At 59.9% G+C, this 18696-nt stretch carries 14 protein-coding genes and 1 pseudogene; 10 read left to right on the top strand and 5 right to left on the bottom strand.

The window, feature by feature from the left end; all coding sequences use genetic code 11:
• Positions 1-77 precede the first annotated feature (77 nt).
• The 7 genes from betA to yccS all read left to right on the top strand — a co-directional run bounded on the left by betA (position 78) and on the right by yccS (position 11669).
• Complete coding sequence (betA, locus tag SB725_RS02945; protein ID WP_027926634.1) at positions 78-1781, top strand: choline dehydrogenase; 1704 nt, start codon at positions 78-80, stop codon at positions 1779-1781.
• A gap of 285 nt (positions 1782-2066) precedes the next feature.
• Complete coding sequence (locus tag SB725_RS02940; protein WP_027926633.1) at positions 2067-3509, top strand: TldD/PmbA family protein; 1443 nt, start codon at positions 2067-2069, stop codon at positions 3507-3509.
• On the top strand, positions 3509-4846 hold the full coding sequence (locus SB725_RS02935) for a TldD/PmbA family protein (protein WP_410921242.1): 1338 nt from the start codon (positions 3509-3511) through the stop codon (positions 4844-4846). The genes SB725_RS02940 and SB725_RS02935 overlap by 1 nt, the downstream gene beginning before the upstream one ends.
• Before the next feature lie 157 nt (positions 4847-5003).
• Positions 5004-6431 carry a multidrug transporter subunit MdtD gene (mdtD, locus tag SB725_RS02930; protein WP_027926631.1) on the top strand — a complete coding sequence of 476 codons (1428 nt, stop codon included), beginning with the start codon at positions 5004-5006 and terminating at the stop codon, positions 6429-6431.
• Between the two features lie 183 nt (positions 6432-6614).
• Complete coding sequence (gene dbpA, locus SB725_RS02925) at positions 6615-8000, top strand: ATP-dependent RNA helicase DbpA (protein WP_027926630.1); 1386 nt, start codon at positions 6615-6617, stop codon at positions 7998-8000.
• Between the two features lie 84 nt (positions 8001-8084).
• Entirely contained in the window at positions 8085-9263 is a 1179-nt protein-coding gene (locus tag SB725_RS02920; RefSeq protein WP_027926629.1) for an NAD(P)/FAD-dependent oxidoreductase, read from the top strand.
• A gap of 222 nt (positions 9264-9485) precedes the next feature.
• Entirely contained in the window at positions 9486-11669 is a 2184-nt protein-coding gene (gene yccS, locus SB725_RS02915; RefSeq protein ID WP_027926628.1) for a YccS family putative transporter, read from the top strand.
• Positions 11670-11694: 25 nt separating this feature from the next.
• Here yccS and SB725_RS02910 read toward each other — a convergent pair whose 3' ends face one another.
• Complete coding sequence (locus tag SB725_RS02910; protein WP_027926627.1) at positions 11695-12432, bottom strand: substrate-binding periplasmic protein; 738 nt, start codon at positions 12430-12432, stop codon at positions 11695-11697.
• 256 nt (positions 12433-12688) lie between these two features.
• Between SB725_RS02910 and SB725_RS02905 the strand changes: the two genes are divergently transcribed.
• Complete coding sequence (locus SB725_RS02905; RefSeq protein WP_027926626.1) at positions 12689-13141, top strand: GNAT family N-acetyltransferase; 453 nt, start codon at positions 12689-12691, stop codon at positions 13139-13141.
• A 97-nt stretch (positions 13142-13238) separates the two neighbouring features.
• On the opposite strand, the gene SB725_RS02900 is transcribed toward SB725_RS02905, so the two are convergent.
• The 3 genes from SB725_RS02900 to SB725_RS02890 are packed head-to-tail and all read right to left on the bottom strand — an operon-like array spanning position 13239 to position 16221.
• On the bottom strand, positions 13239-13535 hold the full coding sequence (locus SB725_RS02900) for a helix-turn-helix domain-containing protein (RefSeq protein ID WP_027926625.1): 297 nt from the start codon (positions 13533-13535) through the stop codon (positions 13239-13241).
• Between the two features lie 25 nt (positions 13536-13560).
• Positions 13561-14052, bottom strand: coding sequence for a M48 family metallopeptidase (locus SB725_RS02895; protein ID WP_027926624.1), 492 nt, complete (start codon positions 14050-14052; stop codon positions 13561-13563).
• A 45-nt stretch (positions 14053-14097) separates the two neighbouring features.
• Positions 14098-16221 carry a putative bifunctional diguanylate cyclase/phosphodiesterase gene (locus SB725_RS02890; protein ID WP_410921240.1) on the bottom strand — a complete coding sequence of 708 codons (2124 nt, stop codon included), beginning with the start codon at positions 16219-16221 and terminating at the stop codon, positions 14098-14100.
• A 323-nt stretch (positions 16222-16544) separates the two neighbouring features.
• On the opposite strand from SB725_RS02890, the gene SB725_RS02885 reads away from it, so the two are divergent.
• Both SB725_RS02885 and SB725_RS02880 read left to right on the top strand, forming a co-directional pair.
• On the top strand, positions 16545-17213 hold the full coding sequence (locus SB725_RS02885) for a polysaccharide lyase family 7 protein (protein WP_027926622.1): 669 nt from the start codon (positions 16545-16547) through the stop codon (positions 17211-17213).
• A 583-nt stretch (positions 17214-17796) separates the two neighbouring features.
• Entirely contained in the window at positions 17797-18090 is a 294-nt protein-coding gene (locus SB725_RS02880) for a hypothetical protein (protein ID WP_027926621.1), read from the top strand.
• A 113-nt stretch (positions 18091-18203) separates the two neighbouring features.
• Here SB725_RS02880 and SB725_RS02875 read toward each other — a convergent pair.
• Positions 18204-18440 (bottom strand): annotated as a pseudogene (locus tag SB725_RS02875) (ubiquitin-like protein).
• Positions 18441-18696 lie beyond the last annotated feature (256 nt).

Raw genomic sequence — 18696 nt, 5'->3', positions numbered from 1 at the left:
CCTATGGGAGCGTGGCTTGCCCGCGATCGAGTGCGAAGCACTCGCTGACCTGACCAACTTCAAAGAGGGTGCATTCAATGTCCCAAGAATTCGATTACATCATCATCGGTGCCGGTTCGGCCGGTAACACCCTGGCGACCCGTCTGACTGAAGACGAAGGCGTCACCGTCCTGCTGCTCGAAGCCGGCGGCCCGGACTACCGTTTCGACTTCCGCACGCAGATGCCGGCCGCCCTGGCGTTCCCGCTGCAAGGCCGTCGCTACAACTGGGCATACGAAACCGATCCAGAGCCACACATGGACGGTCGCCGGATGGAATGCGGTCGCGGCAAGGGCCTCGGTGGTTCCTCGCTGATCAACGGCATGTGCTACATCCGCGGCAACGCGATGGACTACGACAACTGGGCCAAGTTGCCAGGCCTGGAAGACTGGGATTACCTGAACTGCCTGCCGTATTTCCGCAAAGCCGAAACCCGCGACATCGGCCCGAACGACTACCACGGTGGCGACGGCCCGGTCAGCGTGACCACGCCGAAAGCCGGCAACAATCCGCTGTTCCACGCCATGGTTGAAGCCGGCGTGCAAGCCGGTTACCCGCGCACCGAAGACCTCAACGGTTACCAGCAGGAAGGCTTCGGCCCGATGGACCGTACCGTGACGCCGAACGGCCGTCGCGCCAGCACCGCTCGCGGTTACCTGGACGTCGCCAAGAAGCGTTCGACCCTGACCATCGTCACCCACGCCCTGACCGACAAGATCCTGTTCGAAGGCAAGCGTGCGGTCGGCGTGCGTTACCTGATCGGCGCCGCCGAAGAGCGCGTTGAAGCCCGTGCCCGCAAAGAAGTACTGCTGTGCTCCGGCGCCATCGCGTCGCCGCAGATCCTGCAACGCTCCGGTGTCGGCCCGGCCGAACTGCTGAACAAGCTCGACATCCCGGTGGTCCATGACCTGCCAGGCGTCGGCGAAAACCTGCAGGATCACCTAGAGCTGTACCTGCAATACGCTTGCACCCAACCGGTCTCGCTGTACCCGTCACTGCTCTGGTACAACCAGCCGGCCATCGGTGCAGAGTGGCTGTTCAACGGCACCGGCATCGGCGCCAGCAACCAGTTCGAAGCCGGCGGTTTCATCCGTACCCGTCCGGAATTCGATTGGCCGAACATCCAGTACCACTTCCTGCCGGTCGCGATTAACTACAACGGCAGCAACGGTGTGAAAGAGCACGGCTTCCAGGCGCACATGGGTTCCATGCGTTCGCCGAGCCGTGGCCGTATTCAAGCGAAGTCGAAAGACCCGCGCGAATACCCGAGCATCCTCTTCAACTACATGGCCACCGAGCAGGACTGGCAGGAATTCCGCGACGGCATCCGCCTGACCCGTGAAATCATGCAGCAACCTGCGCTGGATGCTTTCCGTGGCCGCGAAATCAGCCCGGGCATCGACGTGCAAACCGATGAGCAGCTCGACAAGTTCATCCGCGAACACGCCGAAACCGCGTTCCACCCGTCCTGCTCGTGCAAGATGGGTACCGACGAAATGGCCGTGGTTGATGGCGAAGGCCGTGTGCATGGCATGCAAGGTCTGCGTGTGGTCGATGCCTCGATCATGCCGATCATTACCACCGGCAACCTGAACGCGCCGACGATCATGATCGCCGAGAAAATCGCCGACAAGATCCGTGGCCGCCAGCCGCTGCCGCGCAGCAAGGCTGCCTACTTCGTGGCCGGTGATGCACCGGTGCGTGGCAAGCCGATGCGTGATGTGAGTCCTACGGCGCAGTAAGACCGTTACACTGCGTCGCGGCCAATCGCGGGCAAGCCCGCTCCCACAGGTTTTCGGTTGGATTGCAGATATGTGATCAAACCTGAACCCTGTGGGAGCGGGCTTGCCCGCGATGGGTCCTACCAGACAACACATCCCTGGCTGACACACCGACGTAATCCTTTCCTACACCGCTCCACCCTTGATATCGCTCCCCGCACAGGCCTAATCTAGCGCCACGCAAACGTTTCACCTCCCCCTTCGCAACACCGCAACACCGCCACTCCATACCAAGGAGGTTCCCGAATGTTCGATTTCCACCCCCAGCTCAAGCAGCGCTTCGCTGCCTTGCGCACGGGCGCTGAATTCTTTTCGCTGCGTTATGTGCGCGAGTCCGGCCAATACCTGTCGGTGCGCAAGAATGTCGCCGAACCTCCCAGCCTGAGCCGTGATGAAGGCGCGATGCTGACCGTGCGCATCAACGGCGTCGAAGCCTACGCCGCGACCAACGACCTGTCGCAACACGGCCTGCAATCGGCCCTCGACCGCGCCGAACAACAAGCCCGCCGACTCAAGCCCCATGCGTTGCTCGACCTGCGCGACCAAACCGTCTCCAGCGACCGCGCCGACTATTTTTCGCCCAACCTCGACCAGCCTTTCCCGTCCCTGAGTGATTGCTACCAATTGCTCGGCGCCGAATCTGCGTCCGTGCCCAAGGACGAGCGGCTGGTGAACTGGCAGGTCAGCATCGGCATCACCCACGTCGAGCAGATCTACCTCAACAGCGCCGGTGCCGAACTGCGCCAGGCCCAACGTTTCGTCTACCCGGGCCTCGACGTCACGGCCTATGACGGCAGCGACAGCCAGACCCGCAGCCTTGGCCGCGAGAACTTCGGCCAGCAGGGCGGCGCGGATGTGATCAGCCGGTGCGGCTTGATCGGCGCCGGCCCGCAAGTCGCCGATCAGGCGTTGCAATTGCTGCTCGCGCCGAACACCCCGCAAGGCCCGCGCGACCTGCTGCTGATGCCCGATCAGATGATGCTGCAGATCCACGAATCCATCGGCCACCCGCTGGAGCTGGACCGCATCCTCGGCGATGAGCGCAATTACGCCGGCACCAGTTTCGTCAAGGCACAAGACTTCGGTCATCTGCAATACGGCTCGAAACTGCTCAACGTGACGTTCGACCCGGACATCCCCGAGCAGCTCGCCAGCTACGGTCATGACGACGACGGTACGGCCGCGAGCAAGCAATTCCTGATCAAGGAAGGTGTGTTGCTGCGCCCATTGGGCGGCGCGCTCTCGCAATTTCGCGCGGGCATGAACGGTGTCGCCAACAGCCGCGCCTGTGGCTGGAACCGTCCACCGATCGACCGCATGGCCAACCTCAACATCGAGCCCGGCGATCAACCGCTGGCGCAACTGATCGGCAACATCGAGCACGGCATCATGATGTCCACCAACCGTTCCTGGTCCATCGACGATGCGCGCAACAAGTTCCAGTTCGGCTGCGAATGGGCGCAGTTGATCGAAAACGGCGAACTCAAGGGCGTGGTGAAAAACCCGAACTACCGGGCGATTTCCGCGCAGTTCTGGAAAAGCCTCAGCGCCGTCGGCGACGCCAACACCGTCAAGGTCCTGGGCACGCCGAACTGTGGCAAGGGCGAACCGAACCAGGTGATCCGCGTCGGCCACGCGTCGCCAGCCTGTGTGTTCAGCAACGTGGATGTGTTTGGGGGAGACGCCTGATGAGTACGTCGAAAAATCAGGCCGATGGCTTCAAGGCCTTGGTCAACTGGCTACGCGACGCCATTGGCGAGCCGGAACAATTCACCCTCAGCTACGCCGCCGAGTCATCGGCCTTCGTGCGTTTCAACCACGCCAAGGTGCGCCAGGCCGGGCAGGTGCAGCAAGCGAGCATCGGCCTCAAGCTGATCAACGATGGCCGGCATGCCGACCTCGACATCACCTTGGCTGGCGACCCGGAAGTGGACCTGCAGCGTCTGGCCGAAGGTCTGCAACAGTTGCGCGAAATTCTGCCGTTGCTGCCGCAGGATCCGTACCTGCTGATCAACCACAACAGCTGGCAGAGCAAGAATGTGCAGGAACATCCACTGCCGGACACCGGGCAGGTGGTCGCTGAAATCACTCAGGCCGCGGAAGGGCTGGACCTGATGGGCTTCTATGCGGCGGGCCCGATCAGTCGCGGTTTCGCCAGCTCTTCGGGTGCGTTTGGCTGGCATCAGGCCAACAGTTTCAACTTCGACTTCAGCCTGTTTCATGAAAATGGTCAGGCCGTGAAAGCCAGCTATGCCGGACATGACTGGAGCAGCGAAGGGTTTGCCAAGCGCTTCGCTCTGGCGCGCGAGCAACTGGCGTTTCTCGGTCGGCCGTTGCGCACGCTGGCACCGGGTCAGTACCGCGCCTACCTCGCACCGGCAGCCCTTGAAGAAATCATGGGCATGCTCGGCTGGGGTGGTTTTTCAGCGCAGTCGATTGCCAGCAAAACCAGCCCACTGCAAAAGCTGTATGCGGGGGACAGTGCGTTCAGCCCGCAGGTGTCCATTGATGAAAAAGTCAGTGGCTCGTTGAGCCCGGCATTCTCCGGCGAAGGTTATCCCCGCAGTGATCTGGGGTTGATCGTCGAAGGCAAAGCCGGCGCGCAAATGGTCAGTTCCCGCAGCGCGGCGGAATACGGCTTGACTGCCAACGGCGCGGGCGGTGGGGAGATGCCCAGTGCATTGAACATGGCGGCCGGGACGTTGCCTGAAGCCGAAATCCTCAAGCAACTGGGCACGGGGTTGTACATCAGCAACCTCTGGTACCTGAACTACTCCGACCAACCGGGGGCACGCATGACCGGGATGACCCGGTTTGCGACGTTCTGGGTCGAGAACGGCGAGATTCAGTCGCCGGTGAGCACCATGCGTTTTGATGACAGCGCCTACAGCTTGCTGGGTTCGCAGTTGGAGGCGTTGACCGAGGAGCGCGAGTTGTTGCTGTCGGCGAGTACCTACAGTCAGCGGGCCACAGCTTCGGCGTTATTGCCGGGCGCACTCATCAGCAAACTCACCTTGACCCTGTAAACACAAAACCCCTGTGGGAGCGGGCTTGCCTGCGAAGAGGCCATCAGCCTCAGCATTAATGTTGACTGACACACCGCCTTCGCGGGCAAGCCCGCTCCCACAGAGATTGTGGCTTGCAATGACCTTGCATTAACAACTCCAACCCGCAAGAGGTCCCATGCCCAACCGCCCGCCTCTCGACGCTGTCACCGCCCGCTGGGTGCCGTGGGTCGTCGCCATCGCGTTTTTCATGCAGTCCCTCGACGGCACCATCCTCAACACCGCACTGCCCGCCATGGCCCGCGACCTGGCGGAAGATCCGTTGCGGATGCAGGGCGTGATCATCGCCTACATGCTCACCGTCGCCTTGCTGATCCCCGCTTCCGGCTGGATCGCCGACCGTTTCGGCACCAAGAAAATATTCTTCGGCGCGATCCTTCTGTTCAGCCTCGGTTCGTTGCTTTGCGCCTTTTCGACGAGCCTGAGCCTGCTGATCGGTGCCCGGATCATTCAGGGCCTGGGCGGTGCATTGATGTTGCCGGTCGGGCGCCTTGTGGTGCTGCGCGCTTACCCGCGTTCGGAACTGGTGCGGATCATGGGGTTCATCACCATTCCCGGCTTGCTCGGCCCCTTGATCGGCCCAACCATGGGCGGCTGGATGGTGGAGTACCTGACCTGGCACTGGATCTTCCTGATCAACCTGCCCGTCGGGTTGGTCGGTTGCTACGCCGTATGGAAATTCATCCCGGACCTACGCGGCACCGAGCGCACCCGTTTCGATAGCCTTGGGTTCGTGCTGTTCGGCGCGGCGATGATTCTGATCACCGTCGCCATGGAAGGTCTGGGCGAGCTGCACCTGCCCCACCTGCGCGTGATGCTGTTGTTGTTCGCTGGCATGGCCTGTCTGGCGGCGTACTGGTTACGCGCCGGGCATACTGAAAACCCGCTGTTCGCGCCGTCACTGTTCAAGACCCGGACCTTCGCCGTGGGCATCCTCGGCAATCTGTTTGCCCGCCTCGGCAGCGGCGCCCTGCCCTTCCTCGTGCCCTTGCTGCTGCAAGTGGCGCTGGGGTATTCGCCGTCACAGGCGGGGATGAGCATGCTGCCGCTGGCGGCGGCGGCGATGGTTGCCAAGTGGGTCGCACGTCCGCTGATCGAGCGGTTGGGCTATCGCATCGTGCTGACCGGCAACACCCTGGCGCTGGGCATCATGCTCGCGAGCATGGGCCTGGTCAGCGAACAGACACCGTACTGGCTGCTGCTGTGCCTGCTGGCGATTCTCGGGGCGATCAACTCGCTGCAATTCACCGCGATGAACACCGTCACCCTGATCGACCTCGACGATGCCAGCGCCAGTAGCGGCAACAGCCTGTTGTCGGTCGTCGCGCAATTGTCCCTGAGCCTGGGCGTAGCCTGCGCCGGTGCGTTGCTCGGCGGCTTTACCGCCGAGATCGGAAACGATGGCGTGGAAACGGTGTTGGGCGCGTTCCAGCTGACGTTTGTCACGGTCGGAATCATGGCCATGCTGGCGGCCACGATCTTTTCCCAGCTCTCACCAACGGACGGCCGACGGATGGTCACCCGCGAGCACGATATAGAACACTGACCTGTAGCCGCTGACGAGGCACGAGGCTGCGTTGCGCGTCCGCAGGACCGCCCTCGAGGGGCCGCTTCGCAGCCCAACGCAGCCTCGTGCCTCGACAGCTGCTACGGCTATTCGTCCAGAATTTGCAGGTAGATAGAGCGAGACTGGTACACTGCGCGACATTTTGTTTTGCAGGCCAGTCCCGTGACCACCATCGCCACCGCTTTTAATACTTTGCCGCTGTCCGCCGCCATGCTGGCTAACCTCGACTCCCTCGGTTATGCCCAGATGACGCCGATCCAGGCGCAAAGCTTGCCGGTGATCCTCAAGGGGATGGACCTGATCGCCCAGGCCAAGACCGGCAGCGGCAAGACCGCCGCCTTCGGTATCGGCCTGCTGAACCCGATCAATCCGCGCTTCTTCGGTTGCCAGGCACTGGTCATCTGCCCGACGCGCGAGCTGGCGGACCAGGTCGCCAAGGAACTCCGTCGTCTGGCCCGCGCCGAAGACAACATCAAGATCCTGACCTTGTGCGGCGGCGTGTCCTTCGGCCCGCAGATCGGCTCGCTGGAACACGGCGCGCACATCATCGTCGGCACCCCGGGCCGTATCCAGCAGCATTTGCGCAAAGGTTCGCTGGTTCTGCATGGCCTGAACACGCTGATCCTCGACGAAGCTGACCGCATGCTCGACATGGGTTTCTACGATTCCATCGAAGAAATCATTGCCCAGACCCCGGAACGTCGCCAGACCCTGTTGTTCTCGGCCACGTACCCGTCGGGCATCAAGCAACTCGCCGCGAAATTCATGCGCAACCCTCAGATCGTGAAGGCCGAGGCGTTCCATGACGACACGCAGATCGAGCAGCGTTTCTACGAGATCTCCCCGGATGACCGCATGAGCGCGGTGACCAAAGTCCTTGGCCACTTCCGCCCGGCGTCCTGCGTGGCGTTCTGCTTCACCAAGCAGCAGGTTCAGGAAACCGTTGATCACCTGACGTCCAAAGGCATCTCGGCCGTCGGCCTGCATGGCGATCTGGAACAGCGTGATCGCGATCAAGTGCTGGCCATGTTCTCCAACCGCAGCACCTCGGTACTGGTCGCCACCGACGTCGCCGCGCGCGGTCTGGACATCGATGCGCTGGACATGGTGATCAACGTCGAGCTGGCCCGTGACTCGGAAATTCACATTCACCGTGTCGGCCGTACCGGCCGCGCTGGCGAGAAAGGCATTGCGATCAGCCTGGTTGCACCGTCTGAAGCGCACCGCGCCCAAGCCATCGAGCAACTGCAGAAGGCGCCGTTGAACTGGGATCTGGTGGACAACCTCACGTCCCAGGGCGGCGGTCCATTGCTGCCGGTCATGAGCACGCTGTGCATCGGCGCTGGCCGTAAAGACAAGGTTCGTCCGGGTGACATCCTGGGCGCACTGACTGGCGATGCCGGCATTCCGGGCGCCCAGGTTGGCAAGATCGCGATTTTCGACTTCCAGGCCTATGTGGCCGTGGAGCGCGGGATCGCCAAGCAAGCCTTGCAACGCCTGAATGACGGCAAGATCAAAGGCCGTTCGCTGCGCGTTCGTATCCTGTAAGAACAACGCACTTCCCCTGTGGGAGCCGGCGCAACGCCGGCTCCCACAGTTTGTTTTGTGGTGACACACCAAGAGGACACCGTTTTGCGCTCTACCGAAGTCGTGATCATTGGCGCTGGCGCCGCAGGGTTGATGTGTGCGCTGACTGCCGCCGGGCGCGGGCGCAAGGTGATGTTGCTCGACCATGCGAACAAGGCGGGCAAGAAAATCCTGATGTCGGGCGGTGGCCGCTGCAATTTCACCAACATGTACACCGAACCTGGCAATTTCCTCTCGCAGAACGAACACTTCTGCAAATCCGCACTGGCGCGCTACACCCAGTGGGATTTTATCGGCATGGTCGCCAAACATGGCGTGCCGTATCACGAGAAAAAGCTCGGGCAGTTGTTTTGCGATAACAAATCCAGCGACATCCTCGAGATGCTGCTCAACGAGTGCGATCAGGTGGGCGTCAGCCTGCACCTGGACACCTCGATCCAGACCATCGAAAAGCTCGAAAGCGGTTACCTGCTGGACACCACGATGGGCCAGATCACTTGTGAGTCTTTGGTCATCGCCACAGGCGGACTGTCGATCCCGACGCTGGGCGCGACCGGTTTCGGTTATCAGGTTGCCAAACAATTCGGCCACCAACTGCTGCCAACCCGTGCCGGCCTTGTGCCGTTCACCATCACCGATCAGTTGAAAGAGCTTTGCACCGAGCTGTCAGGCACGTCGGTGGATTGCCTGGTGAGCTGCAACGAGCAGAGTTTCCGCGAGAACATCCTGTTCACTCACCGCGGCCTCAGCGGCCCGGCGATTTTGCAGATTTCTTCGTTCTGGGAATCTGGCGACACGGTCGAGATCAACCTGATGCCGGACCACAACGCGCATGAGTGGCTGCAACAGCAGCAAGCCGAACGCCCGAACAGCGAACTGAAAACCCTTCTGGGGGAAATCTTCACCAAGAAGATGGCCAATCTGCTGGCGGACAACTGGTTCGTGTCCAAACCGATGAAGCAGTACACCCACGCGGAAATCGCCGACATCGCCGAAAAACTGGCGAGCTGGAAAGTGGTGCCGGCCGGTACCGAAGGCTATCGCACGGCGGAAGTGACCCTGGGCGGCGTCGACACTCACGAAGTGTCGTCCAAAACCATGGAATCGCTGAAAAGCCCCGGCCTGTACTTCATCGGCGAAGTGCTCGACGTGACCGGGCATCTGGGCGGCTTCAACTTCCAGTGGGCCTGGGCCTCTGGCTACGCTGCCGCGCAGTACGCCTGAAGCAACACAAAATCCATGTAAGAGTGAGCCTGCTCGCGCTAGCGGTGTAACAGTCGACAGAGATGTTGAATGTAGCGTCCTCATCGCGAGCAGGCTCACTCCTACATTGACCCTGTGTGATATCAAGGAACAGATTTTGCTGTCAGATGTGATCGACGCCATTGCGTCGGCGTCATTACTGGCTCAATTTAGCGTCATTGCCTCGGAAGGCCTTCGCATTTCATGTCATCGACTCCTCTCAGTCAGTCTCTGCGTCGCCTCTGGGCGCTGGATAAATTCAGCTACAGCGTGCGGGTGTTCATCGCCCTGACCGGCAGCATGGCGGTCTGTTGGTATCAGGATGAAATGGGCCTGCTGATCCCGTTGTTCCTGGGGATCATCGCCAGCGCCCTGGCCGAAACCGACGACAGTTGGCAGGGCCGCCTCAATGCGCTCGCCGTGACACTGGTGTGCTTCAGCGTCGCCGCGTTCTCCGTCGAACTGCTGTTCCCCTACCCCTACCTCTTCATCATCGCCCTGGCCCTCGCCAGTTTCGGCCTGACCATGCTTGGCGCCCTCGGCGAACGCTATGGCGCCATTGCCTCGGCGACGCTGATTCTGTCGGTCTACACGATGATCGGCGTGGACCAGCGCGGTGGCGCCGTCACCGACTTCTGGCATGAACCGGTGCTGCTAGTGGCCGGTGCGGCCTGGTACGGTTTGCTGTCAGTGCTGTGGCAGGCAATGTTTTCCAACCAGCCAGTGCAGCAGAGCCTGGCGCGGTTGTTCCGTGAGCTGGGTTTCTACCTGAAGCTGAAATCGTCGCTGTTCGAGCCGATCCGGCAGATGGACGTTGAAGCCCGGCGCCTGGAACTGGCCCAGCAGAACGGTCGGGTGGTGGCAGCGTTGAACGCCGCCAAGGAAATCATTTTGCACCGGGTCGGCAACGGACGGCCGGGCTCGAAAGTCAGCCGCTACCTGAAGCTGTACTTCCTCGCCCAGGACATCCACGAGCGCGCCAGTTCGTCACACTACCCCTACAACGCACTCGCCGAGGCGTTTTTCCACAGCGACGTGCTGTTCCGCTGTCAGCGCCTGCTGCGTCAACAAGGCAAGGCGTGCCGCGCCTTGGCCGAATCGATCCAGATGCGTCAGCCGTTCGTCTACGACGCAAGCTTCGCCGAAGCCCTGGGCGACCTGAACGCCTCCATCGAACACCTGCGCATCCAGAGCAACCCGGCCTGGCGCGGCCTGTTGCGCTCGCTGCGGGCGCTCACGGCCAACCTCTCGACACTCGACCGCTTGCTCAGCGACGCGAGCAACCCGGACGCCCTGGCCGATGCCACCGACAGCAGCCTGCTCGACCGTTCGCCGCGCAGCCTCAAAGATGTGTGGATACGCTTGCGCACACAACTGACGCCAACGTCGCTGCTGTTCCGCCATGCACTGCGTTTGCCCCTGGCGCTGAGCATCGGCTACGGCATGGTGCATTTGATTCACCCCTCGCAAGGCTACTGGATCATCCTCACCACGCTGTTCGTGTGCCAGCCGAACTACGGCGCTACCCGACGCAAACTCGGCCAGCGGATCATCGGCACGGCGATCGGCCTGACCTTGGCCTGGGCACTGTTCGATCTGTTCCCGAATCCGCTGATTCAGTCGTGCTTCGCCATCGCCGCTGGCGTGGTGTTCTTTATCAACCGCACCACCCGCTACACCTTGGCCACGGCCGCGATTACCTTGATGGTGCTGTTCTGCTTCAATCAGGTCGGCGACGGGTACGGACTGTTCCTGCCGCGACTGCTCGATACGTTGCTCGGCAGCCTGATCGCCGGGCTGGCGGTGTTCTTGTTCCTGCCGGACTGGCAGGGCCGACGCCTGAACAAAGTGCTGGCCAACACCCTGACCTGCAACAGCATTTACCTGCGCCAGATCATGCAGCAATACGCCGCCGGCAAAAGTGACGACCTGGCCTATCGCCTGGCTCGACGCAACGCGCACAACGCCGACGCGGCGTTGTCGACGACGCTGGCCAACATGCTCATGGAGCCTGGGCACTTCCGAAAAGAAGCGGATGTCGGGTTTCGTTTCCTGGTGCTGTCGCACACCTTGCTCAGCTATTTGTCCGGGCTGGGCGCGCACCGTGAAACGGCGCTACCGGCGGATGTTCGCGAGCAGCTGATTGAGGGTGCCGGCGTGAGCCTGGCAGCGAGCATCGATGAGATCGCCCAAGGCCTGGCGAGCAAAACGCCGGTGGCGATTCAGAGTGATGAAGAAGAGGCCCTGGCCAATTCGCTTGAGCAGATGCCCGATGAAATCGATGAAGGGCAACGGTTGGTGCAGACGCAGTTGGCGTTGATTTGTCGGCAACTGGGGCCGCTGCGAACATTGGCGGCGCATTTGATCAAAGACACCAGTGAGGCTTGAGACTTGCGGAGGCATCGGATCAGCCTCACATCCCATGCTGTTTCATCAACCGCTGATAACTGCCATCCGCCTTCATCTCGGCAATCTCACGGTCAAACCCGGCAACGATCTGCTCATGCTGCGGGTTCTTCAGACTGACCAAAATATGCAGGCTGTTCTCACTCAACGGCTTGGGCAGAAACTCCACCGCATTACGCACTTTGGATGATTCACGCGCCAGGTAATAACGGGCGACGTACTCATCTTCCAGCGTCAACTTGACCCGGTCCGCCGCGACCATGCGCACGGCCATGGAAAAGTTATGCACCGGGACTTTCTGCAGTGATGCGTCGTCATCGAACTCTGGCGAATAGGCGTAGCCGCGCACGATCGCAATCGGATAGGTGTGCAGTTGCTGCAAGTTGTTGTATTCGATCGGCGAATCTTTGCGTTTCAGGAAGCGCACACGATTCACCAGGTATTCGCCGGAGAACTGGCCCAGCTTGGTGCGATCAGCGGTGTACCAGGCGTTGACCAGCACGTCATAACGCCCCTCGCCAACACCCAATAACGCTCGGGCCCAGGGCACCTGCTCGAAATCACTGGCATAGCCTGCGCGTGCCAGCGCGGTCGTGACGATGTCCGTCGCCAAACCGCCGTTGACCAGCGTCGCGTCGGTAAAGGGCGGCCAGGCGTCGGCGACCAGTCGCAGCTTTTCCGCTGCCGCGCCTTGTGTCAGCCACAGCAATACGATCAAAGCAGAAGCTCGATGCAATCGCGGCATGCTAGAAAATCCTTAGCGAGCGGGTAGCCCGACGTGTTTTTCAGCCCAAACTCCAAGACCCGTGTACCGGCAGCCAGGTACTCAACATTAGCTCATTGAAGCCATTGCACAGCGCGTCATCGAAGATTACACAAAGAAGACGGCGCCGCGCGAAATGAATGATGGCATTTTGGCCTTTGTCACAGATTTCCCCGCCATAAAGACAATGATCCTCAGGACGCTTAGTATCGAGCGACGATGCTCAAGGAAAGTGAATATGACAATTGACTGGATCTGCAAACACCACAGCGATTTGGGCAAGGAACAGCTGTACGCCATTCTGCAACTGCGCTCAGAGGTGTTCGTCGTCGAGCAGAAATGCGTCTATCAAGACATCGATGGCCAGGACCTGGAAGGTGACACCTGCCATTTGATGGCATGGGAAGAGAATCGGCTGGTGGGTTACCTGCGATTGCTCGATCCGCAGCTACAAGGAGGAGATGTGGTGATTGGCCGGGTGATCGTTGCCCCGACGGCCCGTGGCACCGGGATTGGGCATGAGCTGATGGCGCAGGCGTTGAAGCAGGCTGAGAAACATTGGCCGGACATGCCGGTTTACCTGTCGGCCCAGGCGCATTTGCAGGGGTATTACGGGAAGTACGGGTTTGTGGTGGCGGGTGAGGAGTATGTCGAGGATGGCATTCCGCACATTGGGATGCGTCGGCCTTAAGGGCCCCATCGCGAGCAAGCTCGCTCCCACAGGGATCACCTCAATCCTGTAGGAGCCAAGCTTGCTCGCGATGGCATCAGCTGCAACACCGCAAAAGCTAGGGGTACTCAAGCACCTCTTTGATCTGCCGCAAATTCCGCTCGATCCACCCCCGATCAATCGCCCCCCACTCACGAATCCGATAACGCCCCGCATGATTGCGCGCACCTTCTTCCTGTTCGAACTCGCAAATGATGTCCAGGTCCGCCAACGCCGCAATCGTGTCCTGCGCCGTGCGCCGGGGCATGCCGGTGACTTCGGTCAAGGCCGGGACGCTGCTCGCCAGCCCGCTGTCGATCAAGTACGCCACGTACAACCGGCGGTAAAAACTGCTCTTGGTCTTGCTGACTTCCATTCAAACACTCCCGGCCGTTGATCCGTTATTGCATGTCCCGCCAGGTCAGGTACACCCGCAGGTCAAACTCCACCTGGTGATAGCCCGGCAGCATGTGTTCGCAGAGTTTGTAGAACGCTTTGTTGTGATCCGACTCTTTAAAGTGCGCCAGCTCATGCACCACGATCATTTTCAGAAACTCCGAAGGCGCTTCCTTGAACAGCGAGGCCACACGGATTTCTTTCTTGGCCTTGAGCTTGCCGCCCTGCACCCGCGAGATCGTGGTGTGCAAGCCAAGGGCGCGATGCGTGAGGTCCAGACGGTTATCGAACAACACTTTGTCGATGGCTGGAGCATTGCGCAGGTATTCCTGCTTGAGATCCAGCGCGTAGGTGTACAGCGCCTTGTCGCTCTGCACACCGTGCTTTTCCGGGTAGCGCTTGGTCAGGTAATCGCCCAGCCGATCGTCGGCGATCAACTGGCGCACTTGATCCTGCAATGCAGCAGGATAGGCCTGGAGGTATTTCAACGCGGTCATTGGGGCGGCAACACGAATCACGAAAAGGTCGCCAGTGTAGCGAATTCAACTGTTCAGTGCGCTCCAGTCGAACGGCTGCACAAAGTCGCCGACGTCCTCGGCCATCATCGGCCGCGCCACCAGAAAACCTTGCACGTACTCACAGCCATTCGCTTGCAGCCATTGGTACTGCGCAACGGTTTCCACCCCTTCGGCGATCACCAGCATTCCATATTGCTTGCACAGGTCGATCACAGTGCGCACCAGGGCGGCATCCCTGGAGGACTCGGGCAGCCGGGAGATCAAATGCCGGTCGAGCTTGAGCGTGTCCAGTTCCAGGTCCCGCAGATGCGCCAGCGAGCAGGGCCCGGAACCAAAGTCATCGAGAGCCACCCGCACCCCAAGATTGCGCAGCAGACGCAGGGTCTTATGGGTTTCTTCCGGGTTTTGCATCAGCGCTTCTTCCGTTACTTCGACTTCCAGATGACGCGGTTGCAAGCCATGGCGCTCCAGCACCTGGCGCAACTCGGTGACCAGATTGGGCATGCCGAACTGAGTGCTGCTCAGACTGACGCCGAGCACCAGATCTTCGGCAAACAGGGTTTCCCAGGCCTTTCGCTGCCCGGCTCCACGCTGGTAAATCCAGCTGCCCAGCCGACTGATCAGTCGCGCCTCTTCCAGCAACGGCAAAAACAGCCCCGGCGGCACATCGCCGACACTCGGGTGCTGCCAGCGCAGCAACGCCTCGAACCCGCGAACCTGTCCATTGGCAATGGACACTTGAGGTTGGTACACCAAATTGAAATCACGGTTTTCGATGGCCGTGCGCACGCTCTCTTCGAGCATCAGCCGCGAACGCGCCCGGCCGTTCATCTCGTGATCGTAGAAACGGTACTGCTGACGGCCCGCGCGCTTGGCTTCGTACATGGCAATGTCCGAGGCCCGCAACAAACCGTCGAGGTTCGCCCCGCAATCCGGAAACGTCGCAATCCCGATGCTGGCGCCCAAAGTGATTTCCAGTCCATCAATCTGCTGACAGATCGATACCCGCTCGATGAGTTTTTCCGCAATCTTCGCCGCCTGCTCGGGAAACTCCAGGTCCAGCAGCGCCGTAAATTCATCGCCGCCCATCCGCGCCAGAATGTCGAACGGCCGCAAGCAGGCCTTCAACTGCTCGGACACCCAGCGCAGCACGCGGTCGCCGGCATCGTGGCCGAGGGAGTCATTGACCCGTTTGAAGCCGTCGAGGTCCAGGTACAGCAGCACCCAGGCGCTGTCGGTGCGTTCACCGCGCAGCAACAGGTTTTCCACGGTCTGGTAGAAACCCCGACGATTGAGCAGGCCGGTCAATGGATCGGTCACGGCCTGGAACTCCAGCTGCTGATGCAGGTGGCGCACCACCGACATGTCCAGCACCGTCACCACCATCGCGTGCTGCTCCGCAGGCAATGGCGCGCATGACAGCGCCACCGGCACCTGTTGGCCGGGCGCAGTACGCAACAGCGCATCATGCAGGCGCAAAGTCTCGCCGCGCCGGTAACCGGTATAAATTTCGGATTCCAGCCAGACCGGGATGTGCGGTTTTTGCAGGAAGTCCAGAAAATCCCTGCCTTGCAGCTCCTCCACCGTTGCGTTCAGCAGCCGCGACATCGCCGGGTTGGCAAATTGGATAACCCCGTCCTCACTCACCACCAGAATGCCTTCGGCCGCGTTCTCCAGCACCGAGGCATTAAACGCGCGTGCGACTTCCAGGTCGTGGCTCAAGCGCTGCAAGGCACGGCGATTGCGCTGGTGTTCCAGCAGGGCCTGGACTTTAGGCTTGAGGATTTGCGGATCGAACGGTTTGAACAGGTAATCCACCGCGCCGCTGGCGTAGCCCTTGATCACCGCGTCCGGGGATTGTTCGTTGGCGGTGAGGAAGATGATTGGTGTAAGGCGGGTTCGCTGGCTGCCGCGCATCAGGCGCGCGACTTCAAAACCGTCCATGCCCGGCATTTGCACATCGAGCAGCACCAGGTCGACATCGTGTTCGAGCAAAAGGTTTAGCGCTTCAAAGCCGGAGGCCGCGGTCATCACCTGCCAGTCCTGGCGCTGGAGCAACGCGCGCATGCTGATCAGGTTTTCAGGGTAATCATCGACGATTAAAAGGACCGAGTTGCCTTCGGCTGGCGTGGGTTGCGCGCATTCCATGCTGCTTCTCTTGTTCGGGGACGTCAGGCCGGTTTCTCGTGAAAACCGGACAAATACTAGGCCTTCACTCTAGACCGGGATCCACAAAAGCAGAAGCCATCAGAGCGCCATCATTTAACTAACGCGTTCATTTGCCGACTAACGGTCGGTCCTGAAAGCCCCGAAAACCGGGAAAGATGGCATTTCGACAGGACGTTGACGCCAAATCTCTGCCGGATGGGCATTAACAAAGTGGCCTCGTACGCTTATAAAGACCGCCCCCCGATGCGCGGGCTAGAGCTTCTGGCACGCGCGTGCAGCAAAAATTTGTGGAAGCTTTGTCTATGATCGATCTCGCAACCTGGAACCTCAGCGTTCCCGTTGGCAATCCGCCGTATACCGTTGAAACCGCCAAACTGGTGGACGGCTTCAAGGACCAATACTTCCACTCAGACACCGGCACCTTGTTTTTCTGGGCACCCGTCACCGGCTCTAAAACAGCCAATGCAAAGTATCCCCGCACTGAACTTCGAGAAACCTACAGCAACGGCACCCTGAAAAACTGGCTCTACCCGGACGCCGACAACTCTCTGCGGGCGACGCTGGCGGTGAATCAAGTACCGAGTTCAGGAAAGATCGTTATTGGCCAGATCCATGCGTATGAAAGCCAAAGACCGATGGTGAAGGTCGAGTATCAGTACAAGACCAGCACCGCCACCGGCAACATCGTTGCCAAAGTGCGCATGCATCCGGATGACGATGAAGGTCGGGTGATCACCATCGCCACCGGGGTGAAACTTGATCAGGAGTTTTCCTACCTCATCCACCTGAGCCCCGGCGGTGCATTGGGCATCAGCGCGGCAGGCTACCAGTGGGACACCAACATCAGCGCGACGTGGCGCGACAAGCCGCTGTATTTCAAGGCCGGGGTCTATGTGCAAGACCACACCGGGTACACCAGCGAAGGCGGGAAAGTGACGTTCAGCAAGCTGGATATTGATCACGACAAGTAAAAACACCGCATCCCCTGTAGCAGCTGTCGAGCCTGCGAGGCTGCGTCCGAGGACGAAGTCCTCACAATCCCCTTTACGACTGCTGCGGAGCCGAACGCAGCCTCGCGCTGCTCGACAGCTGCTACGGCGCCCGAAAAACGCGTAGGACACCTCCGACTGTGGCGAGGGAGCTTGCTCCCGCTGGGCGGCGAAGCAGCCCCAAACCCTGCCACTCCTTTCCCACAGACACGCCACACCGCCCGGTTTACGGAAGCTGCACCGCCGAACGGGAGCAAGCTCCCTCGCCACAATGACCGCATGCACGTCCTACAGCCCGGTTGTGAATGCCGAAATTGCTGCCTAAAGTTGGCCTGTCGCTGACCATTGTTGGCGATAGGGTTTCGCAGCCCTAGCGAGTTAGATCCACAACCGTCAAAATACGGCGCGGCAACTTTGCCTGTGCTCTTTTTATGGCGGCTGTGCGTGGGAGACCATCTGGTCTGCCGGGTCTTAACTCCTCGGTCTGCGAACCCGCGCGCAGTTGCCACCCAATTTGTTTCGCAGCAGACGGTGGCAAATTCTTTTTTTGAGTTAAGGATTTTCCATGAGCAATCAGCAACCGCCACGCCGCTTTACCCCAATGTCCCAGCTGTCCACCGACTATCCCGTCCTTCTCATCGACAGCGACGCCCCGCTACGCGAACTCCACAACTGCGTCAGCGAACGTCTCAACGCCGTCCTCAAGTACCTGAACCTGATGGCCTGCACCAGCCTCCCCGATTACGCCGAAAACGGTATCAACACCGTCACCAACATTGCGCGAATCCTGGTCCAGGATATCGCTGACGTGTTTGGGGTAATCGAGCAGCGAGGGTTCGAATTACCTAAAGTTCGCTAGCAAATATTCACGCAATAAAAACCCGCGCATAGCGGGTTTTTATTAAAGGCACAAACACCAAATCTTAATACTTAAAACTCGAAGCTCGCCAACAACACTCAAACAACGCCTACTCAACGGAGGACCAACTGCAGCGTCGAGTTTGAAGCAATATTGTAATCAGCCAACGTAAGGCCATCCTCCAGTTGTCTTCCGGAGAAAATCAAACGCTACTGATCTGGAGGAACTCCTGTTTTACCCTGGCACTTCGCTTTTACGTTTTCGATCGAGTCAGATGGTTCAACCTCCAAGGTAAACTTCTGGATCACGTTTGTTGCACTGCCCTGCACTTGCTGAACTGAAATCTGCATATCTTCTCCCAGAAAATTAATTCAGAACCAAGCGGGTAGACCACGAGCGCTGATCTCCTCATTAAATTCACTCCGCCGTCGAGTTACACGCAGACAATAGGTCGCAATCAGAGTTAAATCACCTGTAACAAATAACAGCTTTTAATATCAATTTGCGATAATAGTGATAACTTATAAACAGACAACCAACAGACACCCCCCGCACTAATGAATACTTGCCCGCCAACTCACAACCCGTTAAACCTTATTGAAAACT

This window comes from Pseudomonas sp. SIMBA_041 (assembly GCF_046535095.1).
Taxonomy (GTDB): domain Bacteria; phylum Pseudomonadota; class Gammaproteobacteria; order Pseudomonadales; family Pseudomonadaceae; genus Aquipseudomonas; species Aquipseudomonas mucoides.
Note: the sequence above shows the minus strand (reverse complement) of the source record. Positions and strands in the feature narration are given on the sequence as shown.